The following is a 14,758-nucleotide window of genomic DNA, read 5'->3' on the forward strand; positions in this document are numbered from 1 at the left end:
TCGTATCGCTCACGGGGCAGGCGCGCTTGCCCTGCGTCCGTTGCTCCTAGTCCGCCAGCTTCACGAAACTGTCGAGTACCCGTTTCTCGCCCGCCTTTTCGAATTCGATCGTCAGCTTGTTGCCTTCCTGGCCGGTGACGCAACCATAACCGAACTTGTCGTGAAACACGCGCGCGCCAATGGCGATATCACTGCGCGGCTTGGCAGCGAAGCTCGCGGCGCTGCACCCGGGCTCGGCCAGGCGCTTGGGTGTCGTGTCATAACCGGTGGATAGCGCACGCTGCCAGCCAGGACCGCGTGCTCCGGAGCGGTCGGGACGATTCGAAGAAACATGGGCAAAGGGGTCTTCGGTCTCGGACCAGTTGGCGCGCCACAAGGAGGCGCCGCCGGTCATCGTAGTCTCACTCGTGATCTGCTCTTCGGGCAGTTCCTCAATGAAACGGCTGGGAATCGAACTGGTCCATTGCCCGTATATGCGCCTGTTCGCCGCATGCAGGATCGTGCAGCGGCGTTTGGCGCGCGTGATCGCGACATAGGCGAGGCGGCGTTCTTCCTCGAGGCTGGCGAGCCCGCCTTCGTCGATGGACCGCTGGCTGGGGAAAACGCCTTCTTCCCAGCCGGGCAGGAAGACATGATCGAATTCCAGCCCCTTGGCGGCGTGCATGGTCATGATGGTGACCTTTTCGCCATCGTCGGCGCGGTCGTTATCCATCACCAAGCTGACATGTTCGAGGAAATCGCCGAGCGTCTCGTATTCTTCCATCGCACGGGCAAGCTCGGTGAGGTTTTCGAGCCGACCTGCGCTTTCCGGGCTACGGTCCTTCTGCAACATCTCTTCATAACCGCTTTCGGCGAGCACCGTGCGCAGCAGCTCCGAGGGGGTGACTGCCTCCGCCATCTCGCGCCAATGCACGAACTGTCCGAGCAGGCCGACAAGGCTGTTCCTTGCCCGCGTCGGCAGCTCGTCGGTTTCGCACAGATCGAGGCTGGCGGCTGCGAGCGGAGCTTGCATACGGCGAGCATGACGGCGCATCGCCTCCAGCGTCTTCGCGCCGAGGCCGCGTTTGGGCTGATTGTAAATGCGTTCGAACGCTAGGTCGTCGGCGGGCTGGGCAATGGTGCGCAGGTACGCCAGCGCATCGCGGATTTCGGCCCGCTCGTAGAAGCGGAAACCTCCAACGATCCTGTAGTTGAGCCCGATCTGGATGAAGCGGTCCTCGAATTCGCGCGTCTGGTATTGCGCCCGCACGAGAATCGCGACCTCGTCCAACGGCGCACCTTCCGATTCGAGACGTTCGATTTCCTCGCCGACGCGGCGGGCTTCTTCGGGGGCATCCCATATGCCGATGACGCGCACCTTCTCGCCCGCGGGCAGTTCGGTCCACAAGGTCTTGCCGAGTCGTTCGCTATTGGCGTCGATCAGGCCTGAGGCGGCAGCGAGGATCTGCGGTGTGGAGCGGTAATTCTGCTCCAGTTTGATCACCGCCGCGCCCGGAAAATCCTTTTCGAACTTGAGGATATTGGCGACTTCTGCGCCGCGCCATGAATAGATGGACTGGTCGTCGTCCCCCACCACGCAGATATTCTTGCGGGTCTGCGCGAGCAGGCGCAGCCACAGATACTGGACCTGGTTGGTGTCCTGATATTCGTCGACGAGAATGTATTTGAAGCGCTGCTGGTACTGGCCGAGCACGTCGTGATGCTGGCGAAAAATGTTCAGCATGTGCAGCAGCAGGTCGCCGAAATCGCAGGCGTTGAGTGTTTTCAGCCGGTCCTGATAGAGCTTGTAGAACTGCGTGCCACGGCCATTGGCATAGGCTTCGTTCTCCACCGCATCGAGATCGCCTGGGTTGAGGCCGCGATTCTTCCAGCGGTCGATCAACCCGGCGAGCTGGCGCGCAGGCCAGCGCTTTTCGTCGAGATCGTTTTCCCGAATCAGTTGCTTGAGGAGGCGCAACTGGTCGTCGGTGTCGATGATGGTGTAGTTGCTTTCGAGCCCCACAAGTTCGGCATGGCGGCGCAACATTCGCGCGCCGATCGAATGGAAAGTGCCGAGCCAGGGCATCCCTTCTACCGCATCGCCGATGTGACGCCCCACGCGCTCGCGCATTTCGCGTGCCGCTTTATTGGTAAAGGTTACGCAGAGGATCTCACTGGGCCAGGCGCGGCGTGTTGCGATAAGGTGGGCCAGCCTTGCGGTAAGCGCCGCAGTCTTGCCTGTGCCGGCGCCAGCGAGCATCAGGACTGGCCCCTCCGTGGTCAGAACGGCTTCTCTTTGTGGCTCGTTCAAACGCTCCGCATAGGTGGGAATCCGGGCATTTTCCGGTGCGGTTGCAGGGGCGATTTCGGAAGTCATAATCTGAGTGAACAGGTAGGGAACACCTGTGCGGGGCGCAAGAGGCGCCTCGGAACCCTCCACCCCACTCTTGCGTAGTCATGCGTGTAGGAAACCGAAATGGAGAGTTCTCCGATGCACAAATTGATGGCCGCAGGCGCTGCCGCGCTTGCTTTCACCGCTGCCCCCGCCGTTGCACAAAACGCCAATGCGAGCGAAACGGCGACCACGGCCACTACCGCCGCCGCGAATGCCAATACGCAGGCCCCGCGTTTCGTCGCCCGCGAGGTAACGCAGACCACCCCGTCGAGTTATAAGGCTGCTTCTGGCGACAACCTCCCGGTATGCAGCGCCAAACAGCAGGATGGCTGCATCAACAGCTGGGCGAAGAACAAAACCGGCAATCGCCCGCTCGAATACTGGCCTGGTAAGCCCGCCAGCGAAATTCCGGGTAAGCTGCCTGCGAAAAAGCCAGGCAGATAATCCAGCAAGCTTTCAGCTCGCGCTCCTTTCTTGGAAAGTATGAGTGCGGCGCTTGGAGGGGGCGGGGCTGCCATGGCGGCCTCGCCCTTTTCCTTTTTTGGCCTTTCGCGAGCCATCCTGCTTTCGTCCCGGCGCGAAATCGTAACGTCTGACGCTCAGGCGTTTGCGAGGCGGGACGGGGATGGTCCCGTCCTATTGCTTGCTTTTCTCATGGCCTGCATCGTCCCTTCATCCCGACGGGGCGGGTAACAGGGTCGCGTTCGTCGCGCATGTTCGGTTCCAAGGAGAATCCCATGCGTAAGACATTTTGGTATATCGTCGGTGGCCAGCTCGCCACCATCAGCATTCCCGCCATGGCGCAGGACATGGGGGCCGATCCGGCTCATAGTGTCCAGAACCATTCCGCGCATCAGCAGGCCCAAAATACCGATCAGACACCGGCACATTCGGCTGCCATGGAGGCGTGGCCGGTCGAGCGCAAGGCGGCCTACGATGGCTGGACTGCCGATGCGCAAGAGTATTTCTGGACGCTCACGCCAGAGCGGCAGGATCTGTTTTTCCGCTTGAGGGATGCCGATCGGCGCACCTTGGTCGCGATGGATGAAGCTGATCGCAGCAAGGCTTGGGCGACAATCGAGAGCCGCGCTGCGGCGAAACCTGTGGATCAGCATATGTCCGCGCCCGAACCGATAGAAGAAACCGGCACGCCCGAAAGTCCCGAGCCCAGGGGTCGCAGCTAAGGGCGCGTCAAGCCGCGTCGGGATCCAGGCGTAATAGCCATAGGCGTGCCTTCCCGACGCGGCGTTCCGCAACGCAGTGCAACGATTTGACATGCACTGCATCCTTCGCGCCGGTCTCCAATGCGATCCAGGTAGAACGCTCGATCCAGCCGAGACGCAGCAACCGGTCGAGCGCCACGGCCCCCGCGCTGGTATCGTAGGGAGGGTCGAGCAGGATGAGATCGTGCGCCCGCTTGGCTGGACCCAGCGCCATGACCGAGGCTTGCTGGACGGTCGACCGGGTGCGCGCGTCGAGCTTTTCGATGTTGGCTTTGATCGCCTTGATGGCGGTGCTTTCCTGCTCGACGAACAGGCAGGATGCGGCCCCGCGAGACAGCGCTTCGAGACCCAGCGCGCCCGAGCCAGCGAACAGGTCGACTACCGAAAGGCCTTCGAAGCTCCCCAGGCGGCTGTTGAGCATGTTGAACAGCGTCTCGCGGGTACGGTCCGCAGTAGGCCGGGTCAGTTCACCCGATGGTGCGGCCAGCTTGCGGCCGCGCCATTCGCCAGCGACGATCCTCATTCCCGGCCACCGCGCGCCAGTTCACGCTTGAACCCCATCACATCGCCGCGCTTCAACTCGGTCGCCTGCCCGCGCGGCAGGTCGCCGATGTGGAAGGGGCCGTATCCGATACGCAGCAAACGGTTCACCTCGAGGCCGAGATGTTCGAGCACGCGGCGGACCTCGCGGTTTTTGCCTTCGCGCAAAGTCAATTCGATCCACCGGTTGCGACCCGAACCCCGTTCGAGATTCGCTTCGATGCGGCCATAGCGGATGCCGTCGATTTCCACCCCTTCGATCAATTCGTCGAGCTGGGCCTGCGTTACGTCTCCGAATGCACGGGCACGGTATGTGCGCGGCACACCTGAAGAGGGCAGTTCCATAGCCCGCTTCATTTCGCCATCATTGGTGAGTAGCAGTAGGCCTTCGGTGTTGTAGTCGAGCCGACCTACCGGCATCACGCGCCCGGCATCGTTGGGCAAAGCGTTTCGCAAGGCGGCGTAGATCGTCGTGCGGCCTTGCGGGTCGTGCTCGGTGGTGAGCATGCCAGGAGGCTTGTGGAATGCGAACAGGCGTGTTTCTTTCGGCTTTCCGACGGGTTTGCCATCAACCGTAACGCCGTTGAGGCTGGTTAGTTTGACTGCGGGCGTGTCCAGCACCTTGCCGCCGATCGCCACGCGTCCGTCGGCAATCATCCGCTCGACCTCGCGCCGACTGGCAACGCCTGCACGGGCCAGCAACTTGGCGATCCGGTCGCCTTCTTCGGGTAATCGCTTATCGGCCATGTGGCCGCAGCTAGGCGCTCAACCTGCCGCCCGCAAGGCTTCTTCGACTGTCTCGTGATAGCGACGGATGCCGCCTTCCATGGTGCCAAGGGTGAGATGGGGTATCGCACCCGTCGCAAGCCCTTGCTGGCCGAGTTCGGCTGCGCGGAAGTCCTCGCTCGCGAAGACCCCGCCGTCCAGGAGCGCCCAACTGCGTTCCCAATGGTCGCGCGCCTTTTCGGTGGCGGGATGTTCGGGAATCAACATGAAATCTTCGACTAGCGTGCGGTCATGGGCCTGGGGCATCATAACCATGACGTTTATGTAGTCGGGGCTGGGAATGACCAACGCACCGGGAAGCATTTGATAGGCATAGGTCACCACCCTTCGCAGTGCGGCCATGTCGGTCAGGTCGACGCTCTCCATATCCTCAAGCCGCCCCACCGCATTGCGCGCATGGGGGCCAATCATATCGCCGCTGGTTGCCCCGTCCTTGAAGAACGGTCCGATGGTCTTCGCGTGGAGCCGCGTCACATGGTAACTTTCCAAGAAAGCATCCATGATCAGCTTCCAATTTCCGGCAACTTCGTGGGTCTTGCGGCGGAACAGGACCTGTTCGCTCATGTCCAACGCATCGAAATCCGCGCCGATCTCTTCGGCGAAGGAGAAGTCGGTATCGCCCTCTTTCGGGCAGAACCAGATCAGCCCGCCGGTTTCCCTGCTGGGCAGCTCGACAAGGCCATAATCTCCTTTGTCGAGGCCAGGGAAGGTATCGGCACGGGGGAGCGCGAGCAGGCGCCCGTCCACTGCATAAGTCCATGCGTGATAGGGACAAACGAGTTTCTTGCCGCACTGCACCTTGTTGCCTTCGACCAGCCGGGTGCCGCGATGACGGCAGACATTCAGGAAAACATGCGCCTGCCCCTGCGCATCGCGCGTGATCAGGAGGGGGCGGCCCGTCGCATCATGTGGTACTGCCATGCCGGGATCGGGCAAAAGCGCCGAAGGACACAGGATCTGCGGCATACGATCATAGATCGCGGCTTTCTCGCGCGCCCAGTATTCAGGATCGGTATAGACGTGCGCCGGCACGGTACTGGCTTCGGCGGCGTCACGCTTCCGACCTTCGGCGATGTCCCGCGCGAGCGAGAGCATGCCATCGGTCGGGCGGTGGGTAGGTTGTTTGGTGTCGACAGCGCTCATGACGCCTGTTCCTCGCTCTCTCTCCCCGCTAGTGTCGCAAAAAACCGGCGCAAACGGAAGGACGCTAGGGAATGGCAGACGCAGCGGTCGCGACGAAGAAAAAACCTGGCTGGCGTACGCTTGTCCGTTCGTTAAAAAACCCCAAGAGCGGTTATATGGCCCTGTTCGGCTTTGCGCAGGGACTGCCGCCCGCATTGTTCCTCGGAACGCTTTATGCCTGGCTCAGCGAGGCGGAAATCGATCTGGAGACCATGGGCGTGTTCTCGCTGGTCGGGCTGGCTTATGCTTTCCAGTTCCTCTGGTCGCCGCTGCTCGACAAGGTCGATATTCCTGGCCTTCGCAAACTGGGCAAGCGCAAACAGTGGATCGCGCCCATGCAGTTGATCGTGGGCATCGCCCTGTTGGTGATGAGTTTCCTCGATCCCAAATCGGCACTCGGCTGGTTCAGCCTGTTGGCGGCCATCGGAGCTTTCGCCAGTGCAACGCAGGATATCGCCATCAACGCATGGCGCATCGATGTGGCGGATGAGGAGGCGACGCTCGACATCCTTTCCACCATCACCCAGATGGGTTTTCGCCTCGCAGCGCTGATCGGCGGCGCTCTGGGCCTTATCATCGCAGAGAGGATCGGCTGGCCGCAGACCTATGTGATCATGGGTGCGATCATGCTGGCCATCGGCATTGCCGGCCTGTTCGCGCCGGATGCGAACGTAGCCAAGCGATCCGCAGCATCGGTGGCTGCCAATGAGGAAGAGGTGGCCGAACTATACAATATGGGCGAGATCACCGAGAAGGTACGTAATCGTGCGCTCTTGGCAGTCGGCCTGCTGTGGGCGTGGGCGATCGGCACGGTCGTCGTTTTCATGGTACGATCCATGACGGCGGCCCCCGGCGCGCGCCCGGATGTGACCCAGTTCACCACCACTTACGGTCCGCTGATCGTCCTGGCGACGGTGGTCCTGCCGGCCTTTATCGCAGCCTGGGTCGCCAAGCAGAAGCGCGATGGCACCAACGTAATTACCGCCGCCCCCGGGGTCGGGGCAGGGCATACGGTCAAGTTCACCGACCATCTCTACCGCGCGCTCGTGCTGCCTTTGGTCGAGTTCGTCGGGCGCATGGGTTGGTCGCTTGTGCTGATTCTTGCGTTGGTGCTCACCTATCGCATCTGCGATTCGATTTGGGGCGTCTTCGCCTATCCGTTCTATCTCGGGGAACTGAACTACACTGGCGACGAGGTGGCCTTTGCCTCCAAGTTCTTCGGCGTGTTCGCCATCATCCTCGGCCTGGCCCTGGGGGGCTGGATCATCACAGCCATGGGCAGGATGTTCACGCTCACACTGGGGGCGGCACTGGCTGCCGCCACGAATCTGCTCTACGCGGATCTCGCGATCGGTGGCGGGACGATGCAGGCGGCCAGTGACGCCATCGGCTTCACCGCCTTCGTGAACTTCATTGCCGGAGTGTTTCAGATGCCGGAATCCGAAGGCCTGGCACGGCTGACCTTCACCATCTTTTGGGAAAACCTTGCGATCGGGATCGCGGGGGCGGCCTATATCGCCTGGCTGTCGAGCATAGTGGCGAAACGCTATGCTGCGGTGCAATATGCCTTGCTTGCCAGCCTCACCCTGCTTGTCGGGACGCTTGGCCGAGGCGCTCTCGGGCAGATGATCGAGGATCGTGGATATTACTTCGTCTTCATCTTCACCGCGCTGATTGGCATCGTTGCGGTGGTGTTGTGCATTCTGGAATGGATCCGCGAGAGCAGGTCCAAATTGGCGGCCGGGATTGTCGCGCCCGAGGCGGGGGAAGCTCTGCCTGCGGAGTGATTTGCGTAGTCCAGCGAGCTGCGCGGCAAGTTCGCGGTAACCATTGATCTCTAGAATCGATCCCCATGACAGAGGGTGCGCAGAACGCTGAAATGGATGACCGCCAATACGCGCGATTGGTTCTCGGAGTGCCCGCCACCCTCGAGACGCTCGATGCGCGCTTGCGGGTCGAGATCGTCGACATCTCGCAAGGCGGCGCGCACGTTCTCCTGCCGAACGATGACGCTTTCGCGAAGGACTGCCTGCTAGTCTGGCTGCGTTTCGAAGCCTTTGGCACCGTCATCTGGCGCAAGGGTGCCCATATCGGCATCGTCTTCGAAAAGCCGTTGTCGCACACGACGATTTTCGAAACGCGCAAGAATGCCGCGTCGATTCTCGAGCAGGAGGCTGCTAAGATCGAAAACGAGGCCAGAAGCTGGGCGCAGGGGGCCAGGCGCCTTTAGGACACCATCTCGTGGTTCAGCCGTAGCACTTCTCCCGCCAGGTACAGAGAGCCCGCGATGAGAACCGGATAATCATCCGCGGCGATGGCGCGTAACGCATCCTCGATACCAGCGGCGGCACGGGCCTCCGGGTCGAATGCGTCCACGGGATGGCTATCATGGCCGGGCACGGGGACCACTTGAAGCGTCCGAATCCGGCCTTCCAGGGGATCCAGCAACGCGCGTGGGTCCTTATTGGCCAGCATCCCCAGAACGAGATGGAACTGCTTGTCCAGCGAGCCCGCGATCGCTTCGCCCGCGCTGCGATTGTGGCCACCGTCCAGAAGGATAGGCCGTTCTGCGACCAGCGCAGTCAGCGGGCCTTGCGAGAGGGCGTGCAGGCGGCCCGGCCAGATCGTTTTCTGCATCCCTGAGCGCAGGGATTGCTCGGTGATCGGCAAGCTTTTCTGGTGGCGCAGCATAGCTGCGGCCAGGCCCGCATTGCGATATTGATGCGCGCCGGAAAGAGACATTTGAGGCAGTTCGAAGCGACCCTCCCGGTCGCGATAATGCCCGCCTTGCCACGTATCGACAAACCAGTCCCGGCCCGCTTCGAACAGAGGGGCCGACACGTTTTCGGCCTGCTCGCGGATCGCGGCAAGCGCTTCGGCTGGATAGCCGCCCGCGATCACCAAGGGGACGCCGGCTTTCGCGATCCCGCCCTTCTCGAAGGCGATACGCGCCATGGGGGCGATGGGTACTCCCTCCTCGGGCGCAAGGAGGAACCGTTCGTGATCGATCCCAAGCGCTGCAATGCCGCAGGCGAGGAGGACATCGGGACCCAGCACGTTGGTCGCATCGAACCTCCCGCCGAGGCCGACTTCGACCACGCAGGCATCGGCGGGAGTGCGCGCGAATTCGGTGAATGCGGCGGCAATCGTAATCTCGAAGAAGCTCGGATTGAGATCCTCGCCGATATCGAGCACTTCGCACAGCAAATCCGCCAGCCGATCGTCCTCGATCAGTTCGCCTGCAAGCCGAATGCGTTCGTTATAGCGCACCAAATGCGGGCTGGTGGTAACATGGACCGCATATCCTTCCGCTTCCAGCATTGTGCGCAGGAAGGCGCAGGTCGATCCTTTGCCATTGGTCCCGGCGACATGGAACACGGGGGGCAACCGCCGATGTGGGTTGCCGAGCCGGTCGAGCAGCGTGCCGATGGTCTCCAGGCCAAGCCGCCCGTCGGGCACGGACAGCGCGCCCAGCCGGTCGAGCTGGGTTTGGACGGCAGGATGATCGGAGCGGGCGAAGTCCCGCATGATGCGGCTCAGGCGGCCTTGGCGGGCGCCAGATAGTCGAGCAGCGTCGCCAGCATGTCCTTCAGGTCATGCCGGTGGACAACCATGTCGACCATGCCGTGTTTGTGCAAATACTCGGCGCGCTGGAAGCCGTCGGGCAGTTGCTCCCGGATCGTGTCCTGGATCACGCGCTGACCGGCAAAGCCGATGAGCGCGCCGGGCTCGGCGATATGGATGTCGCCAAGCATCGCGTAACTTGCCGTAACGCCGCCCGTGGTCGGATCGGTCAACACGACGATATAGGGCAAGCCCGCCTCTTTCAGACGTCGGGTCATGACGGTCGCCTTGGGCATTTGCATCAGGCTGAGGATGCCTTCCTGCATCCGCGCCCCGCCTGCCGCGGTCACCACGATATAGGGGCAGTGGCGGGTCAGTGCGCGTTCGGCGCCCTGGCAGAAGGCGGTGCCCACGGCCATGCCCATCGAACCGCCCATGAAGCCGAAATCCTGCACGCCGACGACCGCATGCTTGCCCTCGATCGCGCCCGATCCGACGAGGAAGGCATCCTTGTGCGGGCTCTTGGCGCGGGCCTTCTTGAGGCGGTCGGTGTATTTCGACGTGTCGCGGAACTTGAGCGGGTCTTCCTTCACTTCCGGAATGGGGAGGACCTCGAACCCTTCGTCGAGCAGCTGGCGCAGGCGCTCGTCCGCACCGATGCGACCATGATGGTCGCAGCGCGGGCAGACGAAGGCGTTCTCCTCATATTCCTGCGCGAACACCATCTGCTGGCAACTGGGGCACTTGACCCACAGATCCTTGTCGGTGCTGCGCTTGGACAGCGAGGTGATCGAATTGCGGACGCGGGAGAACCAGTTCATGCCGCGCCCTTTGCCGCCGAATGGACCGCCTTGGCAAGTCCTGCGGTGAGTTCGCGCAAGTGTGCGGGGGCGTCCGTGCCATGCTCGGCGACCAGCTCGACCAGCGCCGAACCGACCACCACGCCATCGGCGACGCGCGCGATTTCGCCTGCCTGTTCGGGCGTGCGTACGCCGAAACCGACCGCGACGGGAATGGCGGTCGCGCGTTTGATGCGGGTGACGTTCGCCTCGATCGATTCGATGGCCGCCTGCTGCATGCCGGTGATGCCCGCGACCGCGACGTAGTAGAGGAAGCCCTGGCTGCCCTCGACCACGGCAGGCAGGCGCCTGTCGTCGGTCGTCGGCGTCGCAAGCCGGATCGGCGCGATCCCGGCAGCGCGCAGAGCGGGGCCGAGCGCGTCGTCTTCTTCGGGCGGGATGTCAACGCAGATTACGCCGTCGACGCCGGCATCCTTCGCTGCGGAAGCGAACCAGTCCGGCCCGCGCCGGATCATCGGATTGGCATAGCCCATCAGCACCAGCGGCACTTGCGCGTGGCGCGCGCGAAACTCGGCCGCGATGCGCAGCACATCGGCGGTGGTCGTTCCGGCGCCGAGCGAGCGGATATTGGCCTGCTGGATCGCGGGGCCATCGGCCATCGGATCGGTAAATGGCATGCCCAGTTCGATCACATCCGCGCCGCCCTCGACCAGCGCGTCGAGATTGGCCGCCGTGTCGCCATCACCCGCGGTGAGGAAGCAGACGAGGGCGGGGTGGGGCTTGGTGAAGGCGTTGGAGAGGCGGGTCATCGAATGGCCCCCTCACCTTTAGGGGAGGGGGTTGGGGGAGGGGGCGTCATCCGATCGATAAGCACGCCCAGTCGATGAAGGACACCCTCCATATTCGACATTACGTCCGAATTCGAAAACCTGACCACTGCATATCCCTGTTCTTCCAAATACCGCGTCCGCATAACGTCGTAGCTTTCGCTGCCAGCGTGCGTATCACCATCAAGCTCAATCACCAGCTTTGGCTCATTCGCAGCAAAATCGGCGATGAATTTCCCGATGACCTTCTGTCTGCGAAACTTGATCCCGCGAAACCGCGTCGCTCTCAGTTCATTCCACATGCGAGCCTCGGGCTCGGGCATGCTCTTGCGCATATTCTGCGCGTGTTTCAGCGAGTTGGCGTCTCTCATTCCCCTCTCCCAACCCTCTCCCCTGAAGGGGAGAGGGCTAGATATTCACTCCCAGCCGCTCGGCAACTGTGAAGATGTCCTTGTCGCCGCGTCCGCAAAGATTGGCGAGGATGACGCTGTCCTTCGGCATATCCTTCGCGCGCTTGGCAACGGCCGCGATGGCGTGGCTGGGTTCTAGCGCGGGGATGATCCCCTCGGTACGGCAGAGGAGCTGGAAGGCCTCGAGCGCTTCCTCGTCGGTAATCGCAGTGTATTCGACGCGCTCCATATCCTTGAGCCAGGCGTGTTCGGGGCCGATGCCGGGATAATCGAGCCCTGCGCTGATCGAGTGGCCCTCGGTGATTTGCCCGTCCTCGTCCTGCAACAGATAGGTCCGATTGCCGTGGAGCACGCCGGGGAATCCGCCGAGCAGGCTTGCCGCGTGCTCATCGCCATCGAGGCCGTGTCCCGCTGCCTCGACGCCGAGCATCTTCACGTCCGGATCGTCGAGGAACGGATGGAACAGGCCCAGCGCGTTGGAACCGCCGCCAATCGCCGCGACCAGCAGGTCGGGCAGGCGGCCGATGCGGTCCTGCATCTGCTGCCGCGCTTCCTTGCCGATCACGCTCTGGAAATCGCGGACCAGCTCGGGATAGGGGTGGGGGCCTGCGGCGGTGCCGATGATGTAGAAGGTGTCGTGGACATTCGCGACCCAGTCGCGCAGCCCCTCGTTCATCGCATCCTTGAGCGTTCCGCGCCCGCTGGTGACCGGCACGACTTCCGCGCCCAAGAGCTTCATGCGAAACACGTTGGGCGACTGCCGCCGCACGTCTTCCGCGCCCATATAGACCACGCAGGGCAGGCCGAAGCGTGCGCAGACCGTGGCGGTGGCGACACCATGCTGGCCCGCGCCCGTTTCCGCGATAATGCGTGTCTTGCCCATGCGGATGGCGAGCAGGATCTGCCCGATGCAATTGTTGATCTTGTGCGCGCCGGTATGATTGAGCTCGTCGCGCTTGAACCAGACCTGTGCGCCGCCCAGCGCCTCGGTCAGCCGCTCCGCGAAATAGAGCGGGGAGGGGCGGCCGACATAGTGTTCGAGCAGGTCGTCGAATTCGCGCTGAAATTCGGGATCGGTCTGCGCCGCGCGATACTCGCGCTCCAGATCGAGTACGAGCGGCATGAGCGTTTCGGCCACGAAGCGCCCGCCATAATCGCCGAAATGCCCGCGTTCGTCTGGCTGGTTGCGAAAGGAATTGGGTGTGGAATCGGTCATTGCGATCCCCATGCCGCCCTGTCATCGCGAAGTCGAGACAAGTTAGATTGCGTTCGTGGTACCCTGCCTTGCCCCCGACGAAAGGACTATGCTGCGCGGACGGCTTTGCAGAAGGCCGAAATCTTCTCTGAGTCCTTCACCCCTGCCGCACTTTCTACTCCGCTCGAAGTGTCGACAAGCGGGGCTCCGGTACGAGAAATGGCTTCGGCGACATTCGCGGGGCTCAGGCCGCCCGCAAGTCCCCAACCGCCTTTGCCCTGATAGGGGGCGACGAGCGACCAGTCGAACCGCAGCCCCATCCCGCCTGGAAGCGCCGCATTGCTGGGCGTCTTCGCGTCGAATAGGATGAGGTCGGCGATTTCGCGATACCGATCCGCCGAAGCCACATCCTCTGCATTCGCCACCGGCAGTGCTTTCCACACGGGAAGGCGGAACCGTTCTTTCACCTGTGCCACGCGATCCGGCGTTTCACTGCCATGTAACTGAATGGCGTCGAGCCGCCCTGCCTGAACAGCCTCGGCCATGGTCCCGTCATCCGCATCGACAAACAGGCCAACCCGGCCGATCGCCGTGCCGGCCCGCCCCGCCAGCGCTGCCGCGGCACGGGCATCGATATGGCGGGGGGAAGGGGGAAAGAACACAAAGCCGACGAAGTCCGCCCGTGCGGCAATTGCGGCGTCGAGCGCGTCAGGACTGGAAATCCCGCAGATCTTGATCGCTACGGCCATGCGGCGACCTTTCTAGAGCGTCGCCTCGATCGCGCGCGCTGCCTGTGCCGGGTCGTCGGCGCGGCTGATCGGGCGACCGACCACAAGCACGCTCGCCCCATGGTCACGCGCCTGGCGCGGCGTGACCACACGCTTCTGATCGCCCACCGCGCTGCCCGCCGGGCGCAGGCCGGGAACGACGAAGAAACCGTCCTTCCATTGGTCGTGAACCGATTTGATCTCATGACCCGAGCAGACGATCCCGTCGAGACCGGCGTCTTTCGAGAGTTCGGCAAGGCGCATGACATGATCGTGTGCGCTGCCCTCTACTCCGGTCCGCTCGAGGTCCCGCTGGTCCATGCTGGTCAGCATCGTGACACCGACCACCTTGGTGTGCTCTGCTGCCGCAGCCTTGGCATCTTCGAGCATTGCGCGGCCACCGCTGGCATGAACGGTAACGATGGACGGCTCAAGCACATGGATGGCCTGCATCGCCCCGGCGACCGTGTTGGGAATGTCGTAGAACTTGAGATCGAGAAAGATCGGCAGGCCCACCTGAGCGATCAGATGGACGCCGTGCGCCCCATGCGCGCAGAAGAACTCGAGCCCGAGCTTGATACCGCCAACATGGCCCTTGACCTTCTTGGCGAGAGCGACACCGTCCTCGAGCCGGGGGACATCGAGCGCAAGGTAAATCGGGTTGCTCATGCCGGTTTCGAAGGCTCGGGATCGACAGGATTGTTCGGCGCGGACGCGGAAGTCTGGCCCTGAGTGTCCGGTGCTGCGGGCTCAGGCGCGTCTTTCGCAACGGGTGCAGGCGTGGGCGTTGCCAGTCGGTTCGTCGCCGTTTCCAGCGCGCTGATACGCCGTGCCGCACGCCATTTGCTCGCCCGGTGCAGCAACCACATCGGAACCAGACCCAGCAGGAAGGCCACGATCACCAAGGCAGGCAATTTGGTTTCGAGCACAAGATTGGACCAGATCTGCACCTCAACGGGCTTCCAGTTGAAGAAGCTGAAAGCCAGCAAGGCGAAGAGCAGCAAGGCCCAGACGATGGTGCGCACGATCTGCATATGAGGCTTCCCCTTATGTCCGTTGAGCCAATGCTAGGCTGCGCGAGCGCGTGCGT

16 protein-coding genes are annotated in these 14,758 nt (G+C 62.7%); 4 read left to right on the forward strand and 12 right to left on the reverse strand.

Going from position 1 to position 14,758, the window contains the following annotated elements:
• Positions 1 to 46 precede the first annotated feature (46 nt).
• Positions 47 to 2,356 (reverse strand): ATP-dependent helicase, encoded by a 2,310-nt coding sequence (locus MUY37_RS06855; protein WP_499194611.1) that lies wholly within the window; start codon positions 2,354 to 2,356, stop codon positions 47 to 49.
• Between the two features lie 99 nt (positions 2,357 to 2,455).
• Here MUY37_RS06855 and MUY37_RS06860 point away from each other — a divergent pair, with 99 nt between their 5' ends.
• Both MUY37_RS06860 and MUY37_RS06865 read left to right on the forward strand, forming a co-directional pair.
• Complete coding sequence (locus tag MUY37_RS06860) at positions 2,456 to 2,818, forward strand: hypothetical protein (protein ID WP_499194612.1); 363 nt, start codon at positions 2,456 to 2,458, stop codon at positions 2,816 to 2,818.
• 293 nt (positions 2,819 to 3,111) lie between these two features.
• Entirely contained in the window at positions 3,112 to 3,558 is a 447-nt protein-coding gene (locus tag MUY37_RS06865) for a hypothetical protein (RefSeq protein ID WP_499194613.1), read from the forward strand.
• A 7-nt stretch (positions 3,559 to 3,565) separates the two neighbouring features.
• On the opposite strand, the gene rsmD is transcribed toward MUY37_RS06865, so the two are convergent.
• From rsmD to MUY37_RS06880, 3 genes are read right to left on the reverse strand one after another with little or no spacing between them, the layout of a single operon-like run.
• Positions 3,566 to 4,120 (reverse strand): 16S rRNA (guanine(966)-N(2))-methyltransferase RsmD, encoded by a 555-nt coding sequence (rsmD, locus tag MUY37_RS06870; protein ID WP_499194614.1) that lies wholly within the window; start codon positions 4,118 to 4,120, stop codon positions 3,566 to 3,568.
• On the reverse strand, positions 4,117 to 4,884 hold the full coding sequence (locus MUY37_RS06875; RefSeq protein WP_499194615.1) for a pseudouridine synthase: 768 nt from the start codon (positions 4,882 to 4,884) through the stop codon (positions 4,117 to 4,119). Before MUY37_RS06875 ends, rsmD begins: the two co-directional genes overlap by 4 nt.
• An 18-nt stretch (positions 4,885 to 4,902) precedes the next feature.
• A complete protein-coding gene (locus MUY37_RS06880; RefSeq protein WP_499194616.1) occupies positions 4,903 to 6,066 on the reverse strand; it encodes an aromatic ring-hydroxylating oxygenase subunit alpha in 1,164 nt (387 codons plus the stop codon).
• Between the two features lie 71 nt (positions 6,067 to 6,137).
• Between MUY37_RS06880 and MUY37_RS06885 the strand changes: the two genes are divergently transcribed.
• Both MUY37_RS06885 and MUY37_RS06890 read left to right on the forward strand, forming a co-directional pair.
• Positions 6,138 to 7,892, forward strand: coding sequence for an AmpG family muropeptide MFS transporter (locus MUY37_RS06885; protein WP_499194617.1), 1,755 nt, complete (start codon positions 6,138 to 6,140; stop codon positions 7,890 to 7,892).
• Between the two features lie 92 nt (positions 7,893 to 7,984).
• Positions 7,985 to 8,335 (forward strand): PilZ domain-containing protein, encoded by a 351-nt coding sequence (locus tag MUY37_RS06890; RefSeq protein ID WP_236924259.1) that lies wholly within the window; start codon positions 7,985 to 7,987, stop codon positions 8,333 to 8,335.
• Here MUY37_RS06890 and MUY37_RS06895 read toward each other — a convergent pair.
• From MUY37_RS06895 to MUY37_RS06930, 8 genes are all read right to left on the reverse strand, one after another.
• Positions 8,332 to 9,633 carry a bifunctional folylpolyglutamate synthase/dihydrofolate synthase gene (locus MUY37_RS06895; RefSeq protein WP_499194618.1) on the reverse strand — a complete coding sequence of 434 codons (1,302 nt, stop codon included), beginning with the start codon at positions 9,631 to 9,633 and terminating at the stop codon, positions 8,332 to 8,334. The genes MUY37_RS06890 and MUY37_RS06895 overlap by 4 nt on opposite strands.
• A gap of 8 nt (positions 9,634 to 9,641) precedes the next feature.
• On the reverse strand, positions 9,642 to 10,490 hold the full coding sequence (gene accD, locus MUY37_RS06900; RefSeq protein WP_499194619.1) for an acetyl-CoA carboxylase, carboxyltransferase subunit beta: 849 nt from the start codon (positions 10,488 to 10,490) through the stop codon (positions 9,642 to 9,644).
• A complete protein-coding gene (gene trpA, locus MUY37_RS06905; protein WP_499194620.1) occupies positions 10,487 to 11,278 on the reverse strand; it encodes a tryptophan synthase subunit alpha in 792 nt (263 codons plus the stop codon). Before trpA ends, accD begins: the two co-directional genes overlap by 4 nt.
• On the reverse strand, positions 11,275 to 11,667 hold the full coding sequence (locus MUY37_RS06910) for an endonuclease domain-containing protein (protein ID WP_499194621.1): 393 nt from the start codon (positions 11,665 to 11,667) through the stop codon (positions 11,275 to 11,277). The genes trpA and MUY37_RS06910 overlap by 4 nt, the downstream gene beginning before the upstream one ends.
• 37 nt (positions 11,668 to 11,704) lie before the next feature.
• A complete protein-coding gene (trpB, locus tag MUY37_RS06915) occupies positions 11,705 to 12,922 on the reverse strand; it encodes a tryptophan synthase subunit beta (protein WP_499194622.1) in 1,218 nt (405 codons plus the stop codon).
• An 86-nt stretch (positions 12,923 to 13,008) separates the two neighbouring features.
• Positions 13,009 to 13,650 (reverse strand): phosphoribosylanthranilate isomerase, encoded by a 642-nt coding sequence (locus MUY37_RS06920; RefSeq protein ID WP_499194623.1) that lies wholly within the window; start codon positions 13,648 to 13,650, stop codon positions 13,009 to 13,011.
• Positions 13,651 to 13,662: 12 nt separating this feature from the next.
• Entirely contained in the window at positions 13,663 to 14,337 is a 675-nt protein-coding gene (pyrF, locus tag MUY37_RS06925) for an orotidine-5'-phosphate decarboxylase (RefSeq protein WP_499194624.1), read from the reverse strand.
• Entirely contained in the window at positions 14,334 to 14,702 is a 369-nt protein-coding gene (locus MUY37_RS06930; protein WP_499194625.1) for a DUF1049 domain-containing protein, read from the reverse strand. Before MUY37_RS06930 ends, pyrF begins: the two co-directional genes overlap by 4 nt.
• Between the last annotated feature and the right edge of the window lie 56 nt (positions 14,703 to 14,758).

The organism is Qipengyuania sp. ABI-127-1 (assembly GCA_022953095.1).
GTDB lineage: Bacteria > Pseudomonadota > Alphaproteobacteria > Sphingomonadales > Sphingomonadaceae > Qipengyuania.